Annotated in this window: 15 protein-coding genes; 6 read left to right on the forward strand and 9 right to left on the reverse strand. The window is 68.1% G+C overall.

Going from position 1 to position 15,593, the window contains the following annotated elements; genetic code table 11:
- Window positions 1–37 precede the first annotated feature (37 nt).
- The 3 genes from INT51_RS13470 to INT51_RS13480 are packed head-to-tail and all read left to right on the forward strand — an operon-like array spanning window position 38 to window position 5,489.
- A complete protein-coding gene (locus tag INT51_RS13470) occupies window positions 38–1,672 on the forward strand; it encodes a pyridoxal-dependent decarboxylase (protein WP_193105843.1) in 1,635 nt (544 codons plus the stop codon).
- Entirely contained in the window at window positions 1,669–3,075 is a 1,407-nt protein-coding gene (locus INT51_RS13475) for a lysine N(6)-hydroxylase/L-ornithine N(5)-oxygenase family protein (protein WP_193105844.1), read from the forward strand. Before INT51_RS13470 ends, INT51_RS13475 begins: the two co-directional genes overlap by 4 nt.
- 38 nt (window positions 3,076–3,113) lie before the next feature.
- Window positions 3,114–5,489 (forward strand): GNAT family N-acetyltransferase, encoded by a 2,376-nt coding sequence (locus INT51_RS13480; protein WP_193105845.1) that lies wholly within the window; start codon window positions 3,114–3,116, stop codon window positions 5,487–5,489.
- A gap of 47 nt (window positions 5,490–5,536) precedes the next feature.
- Here INT51_RS13480 and INT51_RS13485 read toward each other — a convergent pair whose 3' ends face one another.
- The 5 genes from INT51_RS13485 to INT51_RS13505 form a co-directional block, all read right to left on the reverse strand.
- Entirely contained in the window at window positions 5,537–6,088 is a 552-nt protein-coding gene (locus tag INT51_RS13485) for a hypothetical protein (protein WP_193105846.1), read from the reverse strand.
- Window positions 6,085–6,642: a signal peptidase I gene (locus INT51_RS13490; RefSeq protein ID WP_193105847.1), complete on the reverse strand. Its 558-nt coding sequence runs from the start codon at window positions 6,640–6,642 to the stop codon at window positions 6,085–6,087. The genes INT51_RS13485 and INT51_RS13490 overlap by 4 nt, the downstream gene beginning before the upstream one ends.
- Before the next feature lie 32 nt (window positions 6,643–6,674).
- On the reverse strand, window positions 6,675–7,337 hold the full coding sequence (locus INT51_RS13495; protein ID WP_193105848.1) for a hypothetical protein: 663 nt from the start codon (window positions 7,335–7,337) through the stop codon (window positions 6,675–6,677).
- An 11-nt stretch (window positions 7,338–7,348) separates the two neighbouring features.
- On the reverse strand, window positions 7,349–7,960 hold the full coding sequence (locus tag INT51_RS13500; RefSeq protein ID WP_193105849.1) for a SipW-dependent-type signal peptide-containing protein: 612 nt from the start codon (window positions 7,958–7,960) through the stop codon (window positions 7,349–7,351).
- 244 nt (window positions 7,961–8,204) lie between these two features.
- Window positions 8,205–9,116 (reverse strand): oxidoreductase, encoded by a 912-nt coding sequence (locus INT51_RS13505; protein WP_193105850.1) that lies wholly within the window; start codon window positions 9,114–9,116, stop codon window positions 8,205–8,207.
- Window positions 9,117–9,175: 59 nt separating this feature from the next.
- Here INT51_RS13505 and INT51_RS13510 point away from each other — a divergent pair, with 59 nt between their 5' ends.
- Window positions 9,176–9,787: a TetR/AcrR family transcriptional regulator gene (locus INT51_RS13510; RefSeq protein ID WP_193105851.1), complete on the forward strand. Its 612-nt coding sequence runs from the start codon at window positions 9,176–9,178 to the stop codon at window positions 9,785–9,787.
- A 128-nt stretch (window positions 9,788–9,915) separates the two neighbouring features.
- Here the strand turns inward: INT51_RS13510 and INT51_RS13515 are convergent, their stop codons facing one another.
- Complete coding sequence (locus tag INT51_RS13515) at window positions 9,916–10,791, reverse strand: alpha/beta fold hydrolase (protein WP_193105852.1); 876 nt, start codon at window positions 10,789–10,791, stop codon at window positions 9,916–9,918.
- Between the two features lie 140 nt (window positions 10,792–10,931).
- Here INT51_RS13515 and INT51_RS13520 point away from each other — a divergent pair, with 140 nt between their 5' ends.
- Window positions 10,932–11,576, forward strand: a complete 645-nt coding sequence (locus INT51_RS13520; protein ID WP_193105853.1) for a TetR/AcrR family transcriptional regulator — start codon at window positions 10,932–10,934, stop codon at window positions 11,574–11,576.
- Window positions 11,577–11,587: 11 nt separating this feature from the next.
- Window positions 11,588–11,746: a hypothetical protein gene (locus INT51_RS13525; protein WP_193105854.1), complete on the forward strand. Its 159-nt coding sequence runs from the start codon at window positions 11,588–11,590 to the stop codon at window positions 11,744–11,746.
- Window positions 11,747–12,156: 410 nt separating this feature from the next.
- Here the strand turns inward: INT51_RS13525 and INT51_RS13530 are convergent, their stop codons facing one another.
- The 3 genes from INT51_RS13530 to INT51_RS13540 form a co-directional block, all read right to left on the reverse strand.
- Window positions 12,157–13,068 (reverse strand): carbohydrate ABC transporter permease, encoded by a 912-nt coding sequence (locus tag INT51_RS13530; RefSeq protein ID WP_226832423.1) that lies wholly within the window; start codon window positions 13,066–13,068, stop codon window positions 12,157–12,159.
- On the reverse strand, window positions 13,065–14,018 hold the full coding sequence (locus INT51_RS13535) for a carbohydrate ABC transporter permease (RefSeq protein WP_193105855.1): 954 nt from the start codon (window positions 14,016–14,018) through the stop codon (window positions 13,065–13,067). Before INT51_RS13535 ends, INT51_RS13530 begins: the two co-directional genes overlap by 4 nt.
- 109 nt (window positions 14,019–14,127) lie before the next feature.
- Entirely contained in the window at window positions 14,128–15,396 is a 1,269-nt protein-coding gene (locus tag INT51_RS13540; protein ID WP_193105856.1) for a sugar ABC transporter substrate-binding protein, read from the reverse strand.
- Between the last annotated feature and the right edge of the window lie 197 nt (window positions 15,397–15,593).

Here is a 15,593-nt window from a genome sequence, read left to right on the forward strand (position 1 = left end):
TGTCGTGCCCCTCGTCGCCGGAAGGCTTCCCTGCCTCATGCCACCTCTGCACTACGACTCACTCGCGCCCGGGCTCGCTCCGAGGACCGACGACGGCCCTGCCGTGCTCGGTCACCCCCAGGCCGATCCCGCGACCGCCCTCCCGGCCTCGCCGGGCTCCCGCCCCGGCCACCCCGTCGCTGCGACCGCACTGCTGAATGCGGCCAGCGCCGACCGGTACGCCCATCTCCTGCACGAGGTGGTCGACGCAGTAGCCGGCCGCTTCCACACCGTCACCTCCCCGTCCAGCGGCCCGGACCGGCACACCTTGGAACGCCTGGTCGAGGCGGTCGATCTCGACGGCGAGGGGATCGGCGACCAGGCCGCGCTGCGGGAGGCGGATTCGCTGTACGCCGCGCACGCCGTGTGGTTCCACCACCCCGCATACACCGCCCATCTGAACTGCCCCGTGGTGCTGCCGGCCGTCGCCGCCGAGGCGATGCTCGCGGCGATCAACACCTCGGTGGACACCTACGACCAGTCCCAGGTGGCGACCCTCATGGAGCGCCGTCTGGTCTCCTGGACCGCGCGGCGAGTCGGTTTTGCGCACGGGGACGGCGTGTTCACCTCCGGGGGCACCCAGTCGAACCTGCAGGCCCTGTTCCTGGCCCGGGAACGCGCCCTGGCCTCGAGCGCACTCCCCCGCGCTGAGGCCATCGGCCGCCTGCGACTGCTCACGAGCCCTGCCGGGCACTTCTCCGTGGCCCGCTCCGCGATGCTCCTGGGGCTGCCCGAGGAGGCAGTGGTCAACATCGACTGCGATGAGCACGGCCGGATCGACCCCGCTGCACTGGGATCCGCGCTCGAGGCGGTCACCGCTGCGGGCGACGTCGTCATGGCGGTCTCGGTGACGGCGGGGACCACCGACCGCGGCGTCATCGACCCATTGGTCGCCGTGGCCGAGCTGTGCGAGCCGTCCGGGACCTGGCTCCACGTGGACGCCGCCTATGGCGGCGGGCTGCTGATCGCCCCCGCCCGGCGGTACCTGCTGGAGGGCATCGAGCGGGCCGATTCGGTGACCATCGACTTCCACAAGACGTTCTTCCAGCCGGTCTCCTCGAGCGCCGTGATCGTGCGCAACGGAGCAGACCTCGCCGCGGCCACCTGGCACGCCGACTACCTCAATCCCGCAGGGGAAGCCGCGAGCCCGGACGCCGAGCCGAACCAGGTCGACAAGTCCCTGCAGACCACCCGCCGCTTCGACGCCCTGAAGCTGTGGACCACGCTGCGCTCGATCGGGCCGGACCGCCTGGGCGCCATGGTCGATGCCGTCTGCGATCTCGCCACCGAGGTACACGACCTGCTGGAGCGGGACGCCGACTTCGAGGTGCTCGGGGCCACCGATCTGAGCACCGTGCTGTTCCGATTCCGCCCCGCGGGAGTGGACGCCGCCAGCAGCGACCGCCTGGTGCCGCTGATCCGCCGCATCCTGGTGGATTCCGGGCGCGCGATGGTCGCCCGCACCACGATCGACGGCACGCCCTGGTTGAAGCTGACACTGCTGAATCCGGACGCGACGCTCGCCGACATCACCTCCGTGCTGGACCTGGTGCGCGCCACGGCGCGCGGCCTCCTGGCCGGTATCGCTCTGTCCGACCGGGAGCTCGAGACCGTCTCCGGGGGTGCCCGATGAGCGCCCCGCACGTGCACGACCTGGTCGGTATCGGGATCGGCCCTTTCGGGTTGGGCATGGCGGCGCTGTCCGAGCCGCTGGCGGATGTCGACGCGATCTTCCTGGACCAGGCGAGCGAGTTCCGCTGGCACCCCGGGATGATGCTGGAGGGCGCCACCATCCAGGTGCCCTTCCTCGCTGACCTCGTGACGATGGCCGACCCCACCTCGCCGTACTCCTTCCTCGCGTTCCTCAAGGCCACCGGGCGGCTCTACCCGTTCTACATCCGCGAGTCCTTCTACCCGCTGCGCAGCGAGTACGACGCCTACTGCCGCTGGGTCGCCGAGCGCCTGGAGTCACTGCGCTGGCGCCGCCGCGTGGTCGCGGTCGAGAGGGAGGCCGACGACACTGCTGCCAGCGCCGACGAGCCCTTCCTGGTCACCGCCGAGGTGCTCGATGCGGCGGGCGCCGTGATCGGCATCGAGCAGCACCGCGGCCGCCACCTGGTGCTGGGCGTCGGCACCGACCCGGAGCTCCCGCCCTCGCTGCGCGAGCTGGCCGCGCAGGCGGGCGCAGACCCGTCGGCCGGGCCGGTGCTCCACACCGCGGACTATCTGCCGGCTCGCGAGAGCCTGCTGGCGGCAGGGTCGATCACGATCGTCGGCTCCGGGCAGTCCGCCGCCGAGGTGTACCGGGACCTGCTGGACGAGGCGACCACGCGCGGCGTGCAGCTGGACTGGGTCACCCGCTCCACGCGGTTCTTCCCGATGGAGTACACGAAGCTGTCCCTGGAGCTGACCTCCCCGGAGTACACCGATCACTACCGCGGCCTGCCCGAGGAGCTGCGTGAGCAGCTGGGCCGGGAGCAGCGCGGTCTGTACAAAGGCATCAGCGGCGACCTGATCGACGACATCCACGAGGCTCTGTACCGGCTGTCCCAGGGTGGGCGGGAAGTGCCCACCACGCTGCTGAGCGACGTCGCCGTGACCGCCGCGCGCCACGATGCGGCCACCGGCGAGCACGTGCTGACCCTGCGCCACGGCCAACTGGGCACTCAGCGCGAGCACCGCACCGGGGCGGTCATCGCCGCCACCGGGTACCTCTCCTCCCCACCCGCGTTCCTGGATCCGATCGCCGAGCGGATCCGGTTCGATGCCCGCGGCCGCCTGGACGTGTCCCGGGACTACACCGTCGATGCGGCCGGGCGCATCCACGTGCTCAACGCCGAGGAGCACACCCACGGCGTCACCGCCCCGGATCTCGGTTTCGGGCCCTGGCGGGCCAGCGTCGTGCTCGCCGCGATCACCGGTCGCGAGCCGTATCCGATCGAGCAGAGCATCGCCTTCCAGAGCTTCGGTCTGCCCCCACAGCCCGCGCGTCCCGGCGCCACGCCCGCCACAGCGGGTTCGGCTACCTCGCGCTGACCGTCTCCCACCCTCCCCCGTCTCAGGAGCATCACCCCATGAGCACCTTCACCCTCGAACCCGTCGATCCCGCGTGCGACGCCGCCACGATCCACGCCTGGCTCACGACGCCTCACGCCGCCTTCTGGCAGATGCAGGACCACCGCCTCGACCAGGTCCGCGAGTACCTCGAGACCGGCACCCGTGACCCGCAGTCAAGCGGCTGGATCGGCCGCAGCGACGGGGCCGCACGGTTCTACGTCGAGACCTACGCGCCCGGCATCCTGCTGCCCCCGGAGCAGTTTGCCGCCCAGCCCGGGGATCTCGGCATGCACCTGCTGATCGGCCCACCGGACGGTGACCCCATCGGCGGCTTCACCGCCTCGGTGATGGCCGAGGTGGTCGACTTCTGCCTGCGCGAACCAGGCAGCCCGCACGACTGGGGTGGCCAGGACGCTCCCGCCGCACCCAGCGGCTTAGGCGCGCTGCGTCTGGTCGTGGAGCCCGATGTGCGCAACACAAAGATCCTGGCGAAGAACGCGGCCGCCGGATTCCGGGTGCTGCGCGAGATCACCCTGGAGGCCGAGGGGAACACCAAGCGCGCGGCCCTGAGCGTCTGCACCCGGGAGGATTTCGCGGCCAGCCCGCTGGGGCAGGGCCGACCCGGCGAGCGCAGCCCCCTGGCCCATCTCGAACGCGGCGTCGCCGACCGCAGCCACCGCCACCTGGTGGCCAAGGCGCTGGCCGAGTTCGCCCACGAACGGATCATCGCTCCGCGCGCGGACTCAGCGGGCCGCTTCCATCTGGACCTGGGCGAGACCACGTACTCCTACCGGGCACGGGTGCTGCCGCTGGAGCACTGGCTGGTCGAAGAGGACTCGATCACCCGGCACGTCGGCGACCTTCCCCGGCCGCTGGACGTCCAGCAGCTCATCCTGGACCTCCAGGAGTCCCTCCAGATCCCGGAGGATCTCCTGTCCACCTACCTCGAGGAGCTCGCCTCGACATTCGCCGCCGGCGCCGTGACCCGTCACGAAGCGGAGGAGGGCCGCCGGCCGACGTCGGCCGAACTGCTGGGTGCGGATCTGCAGACGGTGGAGGCCGCGATGACGGAGGGCCACCCCGGGTTCCTCGCCAACAACGGTCGCATCGGCTACTCGCTGAGCGACTACCGGGCCTACGCGCCGGAGATCGGGGCGAGGACCCGCCTGGTGTGGGTGGCGGCGCGCCGCTCGCTCAGCCACCTCTCGCTCGGTCACCGCCTGTCCGAGCAGTCGCATCTCGAGGCCGCCCTGAGCCCCGAGGAAAGCGCCGCCTTCACCGGCCGCCTCACGGACAACGGACTGGACCCTGCCGAGTACCACCTGCTGCCGCTGCACCCGTGGCAGGCGGAGCACCGGCTGCCGATCACTTTCGCCGCCGATATCGCCCGCGGGGACCTGGTGCCGCTGGGCCCCGGCGGCGACGAGCACCAGGCACAGCAGTCACTGCGCACCTTCTTCAACCGCACCCGGACCGGCGCGCCGTACGTGAAGGTGGCCCTCGCGATCCAGAACATGGGCTTCCTGCGCGGCCTGTCCCCGCAGTACATGCGCGACACCCCGGCGATCAACGACTGGATCGCGGGGGTGGTGGACCAGGATGCGACGTTCGCAGCCGCCGGCTTCTCCGTGCTGCGCGAACGCGCCGCACTGGGGTACACCGGGGACGTCTACCACCGCACCGCGGCCACCAATCCGCACCGCAAGATGCTGGCGGCGCTGTGGCGCGAGAACCCCCTCCCGCTTCTGGCTGACGGCGAGCAGGCGGTCACCATGGCCTCCCTGCTGCACCGCGACCACGAGGGGACCGCCTTCGCGACCACCCTGATCCGGGCATCGGATCAGGAGCCCGAGCAGTGGCTGGCCGCCTACCTCCAGGCGTACCTGACCCCGCTCGTGCACGCCCTGCTCGCCCACGACGTGGTGTTCATGCCCCACGGCGAGAACCTCATCCTGCGCCTGCGCGAGCACACCGTGGCCGGGGCGTTCATGAAGGACATCGGCGAGGAGATGGCGGTGCTCGGGAACCGAGACCTGCCGGCGGAGGCGGGCCGGGTGCGCGCCGTGGTGCCCGGGAGCGAGAAGGCGCTGTCGATCTTCACCGACGTGTTCGACGGAGTTCTGCGCCACCTGAGCGGCATCCTCGATGCGGACGGGGTGCTGAGCGCCGACACCTTCTGGCGCACCGTCGCCGCAGTCCTGGATCGCTACGAGGCCGAGCACCAGGGCACCGCGCAGGGACTGGCCGGGGACGTGGACCTGCGGGCCGGGACCTTCGCCCACTCCTGTCTGAACCGCCTGCAACTGCGCAACACCCTGCAGATGGTCGATCTCGGCGACCAGGCGCAGTCGCTGCTGTATGCGGGGTGGATGGAGAACCCGGTGCGGCGGTGAGGGCCGGAATCAGGGTGCCGGTGCCCTCAGGCCCGGTTGCCGGCCGCTCACGTCTGGTTCCAGCATCCTGAACCGAGCCCGGCGACCGCCCCGGATCGCGCCATCACGAGGGCCGGCTGCGAGGTCCAGCCCGAGTCGTCCTTCACCGTGACGCCCAGGTTCATCCCGGATCCCAGGCCGAGGAGGCCACCGAGCAGGCCGACGGGAACGGTCGTCGTGTAGGTCCCGTCGGTGTTCCTCGTCGTCCCGCTGACTCCCGAGAACCCCGTGATCGGCTCCAGCAGGCTGCCCAACCCGTTGGAGGACTTCTGGAAGACGATGTCGGTGAGCTCGTAGCCGGCGGGAAGTGCCCAGTGGATCCTCACCTCGGCTCCCAGGCCGAGCACGCCGGGCCGGTACTGGCACTGCGCCGTCAGCTGTGGCGCCGGAATCACCGCAGCGGCGGCCGTGGCGGAGACCGAGGTCTCGGCGGTCCATCCTGCTTCGGTCTGCTGGATCGAGACCGGAAGCAGCATGCCGGCCAGGAGCACCAGGGGCACCATCGCGCCGGCCAGGAGCGCGATGACGCGTCGGCGGCGCACCGTGCGAGCCGTCATCATGCGTCGGCCCCGCTCTCGGTGTCGGGATCTGCTTCCTGCGGCGCTGCCTTCTGGGGGCGCGGCCAGAGCGCCCAGATCACCAGCGCGCTGACCGCCAGGGTGATCCCACCCAACACGTAGGGCGAGTTCAGGGCGGCGACGGGTTTGGCCAGGCCGGGGATCGAGAACAGCACCTCGCGCACCTCCGTCACCGAGTACGGGGCTGGGTCCTCCGCCTCGTTCGCGTCGCCCTTCATGGTGAGCTGCGTGAGGCCGTCCGGCAGCTGCTGGGCGGAGGTGACGCGGTGGGTGATGGGGAGGTCGTCCTCCCGGTCCACCGTGACCACGTCACCCACCTCCGTCTGCGCGGCGGGGACCTCGCGCACCACGGCGAGGGATCCTTGCGGGATGGTCGGGGCCATCGAACCGGTGCTGAACAGGATCAGGCTGATGTCGAATACGACCGCGAGGATCACCAGGGCGATGCAGATCGCGCCGCCCACGGCAGCGAGGTTGAGGACGGCGTTCAGGAGGTGGGTGAGGAACCCGCGGCGCGGCTGGGTGGTCTGATCCATCGTCGTCTCCCTTCTGGGCGAGGTGGTGCGGGTCATGGAGTCTGCGACAGCGAGGTGATGCGCCAGCGGGCCTCCATCTGCGCACCCTGCAGCGCGTTGTTCGCGCCGACGGGGAGGAGCACCTCGACGCAGAGATGGAGCGGCTGGCCGGGAGCGCCGGGCGTGGCGGCCAGGAGGGTGAGCGGGGCTTCCGGAGCCTGCCCGGTCGTCAACGGCGCGGAGGTCTCGGGTCCTCCCACGACGTAGGTGGCGTTCGGGGTGAACACGCTGCTGTCGCAGAGTGCGGAGACGACGACCCGGTAGCGCAGTGCACCGGCGAGGCCGGTGTTGGAACCGGCGACGATCTCCCCGGGCCCCAGCAGGGCAGTTCCTCCGAGCGAGTCGGGGGTCGTGCGCAGTGCGAGGGCGGCGTGCTTCCGGGAGCCGGGAGTCATGTCGCCGGCCTTCAGCTGCAGGACGGCTGCGTCATCGGTGTGCTGCGCCCAGGGGGCGCCCGGGGTGTACGGCGTGGAGGCGTTCGCCTGGACCTCGAAGCTCGAGGCGGAGAACTCCCCTCGGGGCAGAGTCTGGTCGGTCCACTGCGCGAGGGTCATGGTTGCTCCCGTCCCCAGGACGAGGCCGGTGGCGAGCACGGCTCGCAGGCGCACCCACCAGGGGCGCCCCAGAGGCGTGCTCCGCGCACCGACCGTTGCCATCGAGGACAGGATCAGTTCGCGGAGGTGGCGAGGAACTCCCAGGTGGCAGTGCCCGACTGGCCCTGCGTGAGATTCTCGCCCGCGGTCACGGTGAAGCACAGGTTCACCGTGGCACCGGCCTCGCTCCCCGTCCCTGCAGCCAGGTCGAAGGCAGCGCCGTCCGCGTCGACACCACCGAGCGCCGTGCCGGCGTCGATGAGGGTCGCGGCGGTGCCCGTACCGCAGCCGAAGCCGTCGGTGGAGGTCAGCTCGTAGGTCAGATTCTCGACGGTGCCCGTGGTCGTCACGCCGTCCACCACGGCGCTGGCGTCGTAGGTGGTGGCGGCGTCGAGGCGAACGGCGAAGGGCGCCGAGACGGCATCGCCCGGCGAGAGGTTCGTGGGGTCGATGCTGAAGTCCAGCGGCGCGGCCGCAGCCTCCGAGGCATGCTCGGAGAAGGCGGTTCCGTCGAGGCTGCCCTCGAGATTGAACGTGCCGGCCTCGAACTCGCCTCCGGCGAACTCGGAGTCGTTCCAGGCGGCGAGGGTGATCGCTGCGCCGACGCCGAGGACGAGCCCTCCGGCGAGGAGGGCGCGGACCTTGCGGGTGCGCTGGGACGGTGCGGACGATTCTGCAGCAGACATAGTGATCCCCCAGGAAGGTGAAGAAAGAACGTCAAGACCGGTGAGCTCCGGAGTCGTCGACTTCTTCGTGGACAACTGTCTGGAGTCTATGCGGGAACTGGTTCCAGCATCCGCGAGATGAGGCCTAGGTCATCACTGTGACCTTGCCGGCTCGCACGACGATCCGTGCGAGCCGGCCACGATGCGCCTGCGCGGCGGCGCCGCGCCCGGGCTGAGCGCACGCCCTGCCTGTCAGTCCACCCTGTCAGTCCACGCGCTGGCCCGATGCGCTCGCCGCGACGAGCGGGAAGGTCGCGCCCGTGAGCTCCTCGGACAGTGCCCACAGCCGCCGGGCCGCAGCGGGGTCCGAGGCGCGCCGGGAGCGTTCCACCGGCCACGGGTCTCCACTCCCCTCGAGGAAGCCGCCAGGGCCGATGTAGGTGTCGCCAGGGAGGTCGGAGAGGGCCGCATGCAGGGACGGCAGGGCGCCGCCTTCGGCGTCGTGCCCGACGACCCGCAGGACGACCTTCTCGACCGTGTCCACGATCCGGTTCTGCGGGGTGCGCAAAAGATCGGTGGCCGCGAAACCGGGGTGCGCGGCCATCGCGCGCACCGGGGAGCCGAACGCCGTGAGCCGGCGCTGGAGCTCGGAGGTGAACAGGAGGTTGGCGAGCTTGGACTGGGCATACGCCCGCATTGCGCGGTAGGGGCGCTGCTGCCAGTTGGGGTCCTCGAAGTCGATGACCCCGGTGCGGTGGCCGACGGAGGAGACGGTGACGACGCGGTCGCGGATCTGCGGCAGGAGCAGGTTCGTCAGGGCGAAGTGGCCGAGGTGGTTAGTTCCGAACTGCAGCTCGAAACCGTCGGCCGTGCGCCCCAGCGGAGGCATCATCAATCCGGCGTTGTTGATCAGCAGATCGACCGGTTCCTCCACCTCCTCGGCGAAGGACCGGACGGAGCCGAGGTCGGCGAGGTCCAGGCGGCGCACCTCGAGGTCGCCGGTCATGGTGCGGGCGGCCGCCGCCCCCTTGTCGGTGTCTCGCACGGCCATCAGGACGCGAGCGCCCTTCTCGGCCAGGATGCGAGCGGCCTCGCGGCCGATGCCGCTGTTCGCGCCGGTGACCACGGCGGTGGTCCCGGTCAGGTCGGTGATGCTATCCACGGTGAAAGGAGTCATGCCAGAAATGTAGACACCGACTACTAGGTTGTCAATGCCTACATCGCTATGCTCGGGATGTGCCCGAGACCCAGGACGAGATCAGAGACCGGCCCTACCACCATGGGAGCCTCCGCGATGCGCTGCTCAGCGCCGCCGAGGCCACCCTGCGCGAGCAGGGGCAGGAGGAGCTCTCGCTGCGTGAGCTCGCCCGCGGGATCGGCGTGAGCCATGGGGCGCCGCGTCGCCACTTCCGCGACCGGCAGGCACTGCTGGACGCGCTGGCGATCGCCGGTTTCGAGCGCCTGGATGCCCAGCTGCGCCGCACCCTGCGCGAGGCCGCCGAGGACTTCCCCTCGCGGCTGCGAGCCACCGTGAACACCTTCGTGCGCTTCGCGACCGATAACGCCGCCCTGCTGGAGCTGATGTTCTCCAGCAAGCATCGCGAGGGCGCCGAGGACGTGCGCGCCGCCGCCGAGCCCGGTTTCACCCTGCTGTTCGACCTGATCACGCAGGGGCAGGAATCCGGTGACGTGGCGCCCGGGGAGCCCGAGCAGGTGAGCATCGTGCTGTTCGCGACGATGCAGGGCATCGCGACACTGATCAATGGAGACATGGTCGATGTGTCGCTGCTCGACGAGCTGACGGACAGGGCCACCGATCAGTTCCTGCGGGGCGCCGGCCCGGCGTGAGCTCCCGGTGGGTCAGACTCGGCGGCAGCGCTCTTCGAGCTCGGCGGAAATTCCCCGTTCGTGGGCGTTGACCCACAACATCAGTACCGGACGCCGATCTCGATGACGGACATAGGAGTCCGTCCCGTTCACCCACGTGTTGCGGCGAGCGCCGCCTCGGTGCGGTCGATCAGCGCGCACAGCCGCCCCGCCACCTGCGCCGGCTGGTCGTAGGGCAGGAAGTGGGTGCTGTCGCGGATCAGGTGCGAGTCGACGGCGGAATTGATCCGGGCCGCGCCCACCAGGGCGCGCTGCGGATCGTGGACGACCGTGTGCTCGGCGATGAGCTGCTGCGTCGGCACGCTGAGCTCAGCCAGACGCTTCGAAGAGATGAGGGCCGCCTCGGGAGTCCGGATCCGGAAGGAGAGCATGCCTGAGGTCGCGAGGTCGACCAGCCCGCGGTGGCCCCCGCGACCCTGGCCGGCCCAGTCGAACAGTCTCCGCACGGTGGACTCGCTCGGGAACAGGTACGGCGGCACGCACTGCAGCATCCATCGCAGCGAGAAGGGGGCGAAGACCTGCGCGGGGTCCAGCAGGGTCAGTGATCGCAGTCGCTGCGGCTGTTCGATGGCGAAGCGGGCGGCGAGCCAGCCTCCGAAGGAATAGCCGGCCAGGTGCACCGAGCCCAGGCCGAGCCCCTCGAGGGTCTCGCCGAGCCACTCCGGGTAGTGCGCGCGCTTGCACAGCGGGGCTCCGCCGTTGTAACTGAGCCCCGGCTCACCCATGGTGTCGATCGCGTGGACGCGGTAGCGCGTGGCCAGCTCCTGGATCAGCGGCGCCCAGCTCGGACTGGGGGTGTATCGGCCATGCAGCAGCACCAGGTCGGGGGCTCCCACCGGTCCGGCCACGAGCGCCACGGTGCGGCCGAACCGGCCCTCGACCTCGCGCTTCTCGTGATCGGGCCACTGGTCAAGCATCGCGGCGTAGTGGTTCTCGAAGTAGGTCCCTGCACTGGTGGCATCCACGAAAGACGACCTGCGGGATCCGACTCTCACGAACACCTCCCCAATCTGACAGTCACTCTCAGGTATGTGCACGATAGCGCGTGCCGTCGGCACCCCGCAATCGACGGGCGGGGTGAGTGTGCCGGCGTAGGATCCGACGGATGAGCGAAGCCTTGGGAGCGTGGGAGCAACGCAAGCTCGCCGCCATGCGTCGCATCCAGCAGCTCGCGATGGACCTGTTCGACGAGCACGGATATCAGAAGGTCACCATCGAGGGCATAGCCCGCGCGGCGGGCGTTTCCCCGAGTTCGATCTACCGCTACTTCGGCACGAAGGAGCAGGTCGTGCTGTGGGACGACCACGACCAGGGAGTGATGGCGAACATCGCGGGGAGCCTGGGTCAGGGCTCGACGCTCAGCGCCGTGCAGGCCGCGCTGGGTGAGGTGGCCGCCGGAGTGGATTCACTCGCTCCGGACAGCCGGGCGTTCGTGCGCCGGCGCATCCTCCGGATCACGAACGAGCCCGCGATCTGGGATGCGATGCGTCGGCAGGCCGACGACATGACCGCTCAACTGCAGGCCGTGCTGGAGATTCCGGAAGGCCGGGCGAGCGGTTCCCTGGAGGCCAGAGTGATCTCCGCGGCGATAGCACAGGCCGTCCTGATCTCCCTCCTGACTTGGGCCGAGGATGGCAGCGCCACGCTCGGTGCACTGTTCGCGCGCAGCTTCCGGGCCCTGGACGACGGGCTGCGCGTCAGCGAGCACCGTGACGCCGTCGCTCCCCCGGCAGCGAATTCGCGACCGTGAAAGAAGTCAACGTGCCGCCCATCCCTCACGCGTTCGTGCTCGACGGCGACGCGGCCGACGATGTGACCTCGATCGCCGACGGACTTCAGCAGATCCAGCCCTTGGTCACTCAGGAGAACGAACGGGTCCGGGAATCACCCCGGCCACCGAAGACTCACGAACAGATCTGACGGCGCCTCCGTGGCGTCCTGACGGGTCACGGCCCGGGAGGGGTTCCGCGTCCGGCCAGAGCGGGAAGGAGAGCACCCGCACAACGCCCATCCCGACGGCCAGGGGGTGGCCATCGAGACCAGGGCGCCGATCCCCGCTTCTCGTCTCCTGGATGAATGTGCAGGTCAGCAGTTCCGGGAGTCGAGTACCTGCGCGAAGACAATCGAGGCCTTCCACAGGAGCGCGTTGTCCTCCCGAAGCCGCCGGTTCTCGGCCTCCAATCGTGTGACTTCGGCGGATTCCTCGCTGGTCACACCTGGCCAGGTTCCGTCATCGACCTCGACCGGGGCAAGCCAGTCCCGCACCGACTCGTACGAGACACCTTCCTGGCGAAGAGCCGCTTACGGCGGCGGGTGGCTCACCGTCGGCACTACTTGATTCCGCTCATCATCACTCCGCGCACAAAATAGCGCTGCAGGAAGATGAACACCAGCAGAGCTGGGATGAACGTGACCACGGCCGAGGCCATCAGTGTGGCCAGAGAGACCGTCTCCGACTGCAGACTATTCAGGCCTACAGTCAGCAAATAGTTGTCGGGCGACTGCTGGGAGACCAGCGGCCACAAGAAGTCGTTCCAGTGCCACAGGAACACGAAGGTGCCCAGCGTCGCCAAGATTGGCTTGGTCTGCGGCAGGATGATCGACCAGTACACACGAAACTCACCGGCGCCATCGATCTTCGCCGCGTCAATAAGCTCATCGGGGATGTCCTGGATGAATTGACGCATGAGGAACATCGCCTGAGCATTGGCGATCGTGGGAACGATAAGACCCCACATCGTGTTCAGCCCGCCCATCTGACCAACAATCAGGTACTGCGGGATGATCGTGAGCTGGTAGGGGATCATGAGCATGGCAATGAAGACCCAAAATATGACCTCCCGTCCTAAGAACTTCTTCTTTGCGAAGGCGTAGCCTGCCATCGATGCGAACAACAGCACCATCACTACCGAGACCACCGCGTAGATGGTGGTGTTCAGCGCCCAGCGAGGTATGCGCGAGTTGCTGAGCGCCTCGACGTAGGCGGCCAACGAAACATTGGGGTTGATGAAGATGTCAGGGACAGACACCGCCTCGCCTGGACGTAGCGATATCGACAACATTGCCAGGAATGGGAACAGCGTCACCAGCCCCATGATAATTAGCGGGATGTGGATCAAGTTCTTCCGCACCCGCACGGACGCCGGCTGCTTGCGCCGGACGATCATCGCTGCCGGGTGTGCTCCGCCGGGCGCGTGCGGCGCATCGGACGGGCGCTTGGTACCCATCGAGTTCGTAATCATGATTCACGCCCTCCGATCAGTCGACGCTGGATCAGCGACAGGATCAGCGTGATCACGAGCAGGACCACGCCCACGGCGCTGGCATAGCCGAACTCGGAGTACCCGAAGCCCTGGTCGTAGATCATGTAGGTCAGCGTGTAGGAGTCGTGGGCGGGCCCGCCACCGGTCATCACGTAGATGATGTCGAAAGCCTGGAATGACTTGACGGTCTCCAGCACCAGCACGAAGAACAGGGAGGGCTTCAGCAGCGGCAGGGTCACGTATCGGAAACGCTCCCAGGCATTGGCGCCGTCCAGGCCGGCCGCTTCGTAGTAATCCGAGGGGATGGCAAGCATGCCTGCCAGCAGGATCAACATGTTGTAGCCGAAACTGGACCAGGCGGCCACCAGTGCCAGAGCAGGCAACACCAGCAACCGACTTTGCAGCCAGCTCCCGAGCTCGATCCCGAAGACCTCCAGTCCGGCACTGATGGGCCCGGCGCCACTGAAGATCCACACGAAGATGATTCCCGAGAGTACCGGTGAGGTTACTACCGGAAGGAAGAACAGAGAGCGATAAATGCTCATGCCGCGCAAGGTCCGGTTGCACAGCTGCGCCATCAGCAGTGAGACCACGATCGACAGTGGGATCGCCAGCACCGCATAAATAGCGGTCACCCGCAGGGAGTTCCAGAACACGTCGTCCTGAAACAGGCGCACGTAGTTTTCTAGTCCGCTGAGGCGCAATTGGCCAGCCAGCGAATATTCCCCGAAGCTCAGCACGATCCCATAGAGCGCGGGAACGATTCGAAAGATTGTGAAGAAGACTACGTACGGGAGGATGAAGATGTAGGCGAACATCGCTCCACGGGACAGGAGTGTCTCTCGAATCCGGTTCTTCGCTGGCCCCGTCACGGGGCCGGATGCGTTCTCCTCCGGTGCAGGGGAGGCGCGGGTCGCGGTCGCTGTCATCACTGTCCTTTCCGCAACGCGATGGGGGTGGGACCACCTTCAGTGGGCCCGGAAGTCGGCAGATGGCGGACCGGGAGGCGGGACCTTCCGGCTCACCATCCGCACCCGATCAGGAACCGCGCGAGAGCAGGTCGTTGACCCCGCTCTCCATGACGTCCAGGGCCTCCTGGGGATCCAGGCCCTGCAACAGGACCTCCTGGATCGCCGGCTTCATCGTGTCGATGATTTCGCGGGCCTGGGGGTGGAGGATCCCGGAGTTGACTACGTCTACGTACTGCTCGAACTCCGCAATCGGAGGATCCTCCTCATGTAGCCCGGTCACGTCTGTCCGTGGCGAGAAGTAGGTGTAGGTCGAGCAGACATCCTCGACGAATTCCGGCTCAGTGAGATGGTGGACCCAGGCGGCCGCAGCTTCCACGGAATCGGTTGTATTGAAGATCGAGAGGGCTCCGACTGAGCCAATCGCAACCTGCTTTTCCTGGGTCATCGGCGGGAGCACCGTGATCTCATCCTCGAGCACATCACGCACGGTATTGAGGTTGGTACCCAGGCTGTACGCGGTCTTTCCCTGCGCCAAAGCGCTCTGCTCGAAGGGCTGTTCAACGCTGATCGGCTCGGTAGGGACCCAGCCGTTGTCGACCATCTCCTTGACAAACTCCAGCGCCTCCAGCCCTTCGGGCGTGTTGAAGGCCGCGGCCGACGCATCGTCGTTGAGTACCGCGCCACCGGCCTGCCAAAGATACATGTAGTAGTTGTGGTTCAAGGTGGCGATGCCGCTGTACTCGGTCAGGTAGTAACCGGCCTCTTTGGCCGCCTTGCCGACGGTTCGCATTTCGTCCCAGGTGGTGGGGCCCTCCATACCGATCTCGTCCATGATCTTCTGGTTGACGAAGGTGGGCGAGGCCTGTATAAGTATCGGCGCCGAATACAGGGTGCCTTCATAGCTCATCTCTTCCAACGCCGACGGCACGAAACTGTCCCAGTCGTCGCGCAGGTCGTCCAGGCCCACCAACAGCTCTTCCTCCGCGAAACGGGGCACGAAGTCGGGGTTGAAGTAGACCACGTCCGGTGCGTTGTCGCCGGAGATGGCAGTGGTCAACTGCTCCTCACGACTACCCCAGCCCTGCTGGATGACCTGCACCTCGACCTCTGGGTACTTCTTGTTGAAGGACTCGATATGGGGCTGGTACCACTCCTCGCTCGCCGAGTCGGCGAGCGGATAGATCCACATGACGACGCTGCCGGTGAGATCTCCACTCTCTTCCGGAGGCGCCTCAACGACCTCAGTGTCTCCACCGCCGCAGGCGGCCAGACCCAGTGCAGTGGCTCCCGCGGCGCCGAAGCCAAGTGCACCTCGTCGGGAAATCCTATGGACCATTGTCTCCTCCTCGAAACAGATGGACCGTCACCGTCGGTGACGGTACGACAAGCGATAGCAAACGCTTTCTTGCAAGATACCGGGCACTGTGACCCAGGTCAACCGGGTGGCCCGCCCAACCCGGCCGCTCCTTTCGCCCCGTCCGCATCTGTACAGGTCAGTGCGCAGCGGCTGCACAGGAGCAGTTCTCCGCCGTG

This window comes from Brachybacterium sp. FME24 (assembly GCF_014897705.1).
GTDB lineage: Bacteria > Actinomycetota > Actinomycetes > Actinomycetales > Dermabacteraceae > Brachybacterium.

Bases quoted from the DNA above. Each gene is read 5' to 3' on its own strand.
- INT51_RS13530 (WP_226832423.1), bottom strand. From the start codon at position 13,068: ATGATTACGAACTCGATGGGTACCAAGCGCCCGTCCGATGCGCCGCAC.
- INT51_RS13540 (WP_193105856.1), bottom strand. From the start codon at position 15,396: ATGGTCCATAGGATTTCCCGACGAGGTGCACTTGGCTTCGGCGCCGCG.
- INT51_RS13500 (WP_193105849.1), bottom strand. From the start codon at position 7,960: ATGTCTGCTGCAGAATCGTCCGCACCGTCCCAGCGCACCCGCAAGGTC.
- INT51_RS13475 (WP_193105844.1), top strand. From the start codon at position 1,669: ATGAGCGCCCCGCACGTGCACGACCTGGTCGGTATCGGGATCGGCCCT.
- INT51_RS13470 (WP_193105843.1), top strand. From the start codon at position 38: ATGCCACCTCTGCACTACGACTCACTCGCGCCCGGGCTCGCTCCGAGG.
- INT51_RS13490 (WP_193105847.1), bottom strand. From the start codon at position 6,642: ATGGATCAGACCACCCAGCCGCGCCGCGGGTTCCTCACCCACCTCCTG.
- INT51_RS13520 (WP_193105853.1), top strand. From the start codon at position 10,932: ATGAGCGAAGCCTTGGGAGCGTGGGAGCAACGCAAGCTCGCCGCCATG.
- INT51_RS13480 (WP_193105845.1), top strand. From the start codon at position 3,114: ATGAGCACCTTCACCCTCGAACCCGTCGATCCCGCGTGCGACGCCGCC.
- INT51_RS13505 (WP_193105850.1), bottom strand. From the start codon at position 9,116: ATGACTCCTTTCACCGTGGATAGCATCACCGACCTGACCGGGACCACC.
- INT51_RS13495 (WP_193105848.1), bottom strand. From the start codon at position 7,337: ATGGCAACGGTCGGTGCGCGGAGCACGCCTCTGGGGCGCCCCTGGTGG.
- INT51_RS13535 (WP_193105855.1), bottom strand. From the start codon at position 14,018: ATGACAGCGACCGCGACCCGCGCCTCCCCTGCACCGGAGGAGAACGCA.
- INT51_RS13485 (WP_193105846.1), bottom strand. From the start codon at position 6,088: ATGATGACGGCTCGCACGGTGCGCCGCCGACGCGTCATCGCGCTCCTG.